The sequence below is a fragment of the Cellulomonas algicola genome (genome assembly GCF_003851725.1).
Classification (GTDB): domain Bacteria; phylum Actinomycetota; class Actinomycetes; order Actinomycetales; family Cellulomonadaceae; genus Cellulomonas; species Cellulomonas algicola.
Genome location: NZ_BHYL01000425.1, coordinates 1 through 2,731 on the forward strand (window position 1 = coordinate 1; position 2,731 = coordinate 2,731).

At 76.3% G+C, this 2,731-nt stretch carries 2 protein-coding genes; both read right to left on the reverse strand.

The genetic code is table 11. The annotated features are described in order from the left end of the window. Window positions 1–146: 146 nt before the first annotated feature. The gene (locus CTKZ_RS20370; protein ID WP_200829859.1) at window positions 147–1,253 is read right to left on the reverse strand and encodes a UDP-N-acetylmuramate dehydrogenase; all 1,107 of its coding nucleotides are present in this window, start codon (window positions 1,251–1,253) and stop codon (window positions 147–149) included. Between the two features lie 10 nt (window positions 1,254–1,263). After that, window positions 1,264–2,532: an MFS transporter gene (locus CTKZ_RS20375; RefSeq protein WP_124344612.1), complete on the reverse strand. Its 1,269-nt coding sequence runs from the start codon at window positions 2,530–2,532 to the stop codon at window positions 1,264–1,266. Window positions 2,533–2,731 lie beyond the last annotated feature (199 nt).

Genomic DNA, 2,731 nt, shown 5'->3' on the forward strand with positions numbered 1-2,731 from the left:
GGTCGGAGCCGGCCCGGCCGGCGGGTCGGCGAACGGAGCCGGCCGGGCCGACGAGTCGGCGGTCGGAGCCGGCAGGGCCGAGGAGTCCGCGGACCGAGCCGGCACGGCCGGCGGGTCGGCGGACGCCGAGGGCGCGCCCCTGGACGTCAGAGGCTGACGCCCACCAGCACGGGCTCGGGCTCGAGCTCGACGCCGAACGCGGTGCGCACGCCGTCGCGGATCTCGCGGGCCAGCGCGACGAGCTCGTCCGCCGTCGCACCGCCCCGGTTGGTGAGCGCGAGCGTGTGCTTGTCGGACAGCGCCGCAGCGCCCGGTCCGGTGTGGCCGCGCCCGAACCCGGCGTGCTCGATGAGCCAGGCCGCGCTCGTCTTGGTCGCCCCGTCGCCGGCGGGGAAGCGGGGCGCGTCGGGGGGCAGCGCGGCGGCCGCGGCGGTGTCGAGGATCGGGTTGGTGAAGAAGGACCCGGCGCTCCACGTGTCGTGGTCGGCGGCGTCGAGGACCATGCCCTTGCGTCCGCGCAGCTCGAGCACGGCGGCCCGCACGTCGAGGATCGGCGCCCGCTCCCCCACGGCGACGCCGAGCGTGCGCGCGAGCTCCGGGTAGCGGACGGCCTGCGCGAGCGTGCCCTGCCGCAGCTGGAAGGTCACGTCGAGGACCACGTACCGCGGGGTAGGGCCCCACGGCGCGCGCGGGTCCTCGGGGTCGGCCGCGGTCGGCCGCATCGAGCGCTTGAGCAGCGAGGTGCGGTAGCCGAAGCGCAGGTCGACGAGCGGGAGCGTGCGGACCTTGCCGCGGCCGCGGTCCCAGACCCGCACGGTCGCGATGGTCTCGGACACCTCCTGCCCGTACGCGCCGACGTTCTGCACGGGCGTCGCACCGGTCGAGCCGGGGATGCCGGACAGGGCCTCGAGGCCGACCAGCCGGTGCGTCACGGCGTGCTCGACGACCTCGTCCCACGGCGTGCCCGCCGGGACGGTGTACGTCACGCCCGCGCACGCGGAGTGGTCGGGCACGTCGATACCCGTCCGCACGTCGCGCACGACGACGCCCTCGAAGCCCGCGTCGGCGACGAGCAGGTTGGACCCGCCGCCGACGACGAGCAACGGCTCGCCCGCGTCGTCCGCGGCGCGCACGACGTCGATGAGCTCCGCCTCCGTCGTCGTCTCGACGTAGCGCGCGGCCGGCCCGCCGACCCGGAGGGTCGTGAGGTCGGCGAGGGCGGGGGTCGTCGTCGGGGTCGTCGCGTGCTGCACGCCGCCCAGGCTAGACCGCGGCGTCGGGACGCTTCGCGTCGGCGGGCTCGGCCGGCTCGGAGGGCTCGGACGTCGACGGGCGCACGAGCGGCGCGGCCGCGTTGACGACGAGGAGGCCGAGGACGACGGGGACGAGGATCACGAGCAGCGCGTTGCGGTAGCCGACGTGCTGCGCGAGCAGGCCGAGCAGCGGCGGACCGGCGAGGAACGCGCTGTAGCCGATGGTCGACACGACGCTCACGCGGGGGGCGGCGCGCAGCGGGTCGTCGGACGCGGCGCTCATGCCGACGGGGAACCCGAGCGCGGCACCCGCACCCCACGCGATGACGCCGACCAGGGCGAGCCACAGCTGGCCGGCCAGGGCGAACGTGAGCAGGCCGACGATCGCGAGCACCGCGCACAGCCGCAGCACGACGACGCGACCGTACCGGTCGAGCAGCGCGGTGCCGAACCAGCGCATGCTCGTCATGGCCCCCACGAAGACGCCGAAGGCGAGCGCGCCGAGCGCGTGCGAGGTGTCGAAGCCGTCGACGACCGCGAGGCTGACCCAGTCGTTCGCGGAGCCCTCGGTGAGCGCGGCGGCGAGCACGACGAGGCCGATCAGCAGCGTGCGGGGCTCGAGCCACGCCGCGAGCGCACCACGGGCGCCGCGCGGAGCCGAGTCGTCGGTGGCGGCGTGCGGGTGCTCGGACCCGGCGGGCAGGAACGCGCGGACGGCGAAGGCGACGACGACGACGGACGCGGTGACCGCGATCGGCACGTGCACCGCGACCGGGACGTGCAGCAGCGCCGCGAGCGCGGAGACGCCGGCCGCGCCGACCGTCCCGAACGAGAACCCGGCGTGGTACCGCGGCATGACGGTGCGGCCGAGGTCCTGCTCGACCGCGGCGCCCTCGAGGTTCATCGCGGCGTCCCACACGCCCGTGCCGATGCCGTAGAGCACCATGCCGACGACGACGACGGGGACCTGCCCGGCTGCGACGCCGAGCGCGGCGACGGTGAGGCCGACGCCGTTGAGGATCGCGAACCCGAGCACGGTGCGCCGCGCGCCCAGCCGCTCGACGACCATGCCCGACAGCGGCAGGGCCACGAGCGAGCCGACCGCACCGACGAGCAGCAGCAGGCCCATCTTCTCGGGCGAGAAGTCCAGGCCGTCGCGGATCGCGGGCAGGCGCGACGCCCACGTCGCGAAGTTGAACCCGTTGAGCACGAAGACGGCCAGGACGGCCATCGACGCCCGCCGGACACGCAGGTCGGGCTGGGTCGGGGTGTCGGACATCGTTCCTCCGGTGCGCGGTGCCGTCATCGATCGTGCCCGTTCCTGCTCGTGGTGGCACGTGCGCGACCGGTGGCGCGCACGCGAAGGGTGGTGGCGTGCGCGCGGACCGCGGCGCCCGCGCGGACGGCGTGGGCGCGGACGCGGTGCCGTCGCCGCGCGTGCGGGACGGCGAGCGCGGGCTGCCCAGCCTGCTCCGGCC

Excerpts from the sequence above, each read along its gene's own strand:
- CTKZ_RS20375 (WP_124344612.1), bottom strand. The coding sequence starts at position 2,532 with ATGTCCGACACCCCGACCCAGCCCGACCTGCGTGTCCGGCGGGCGTCG.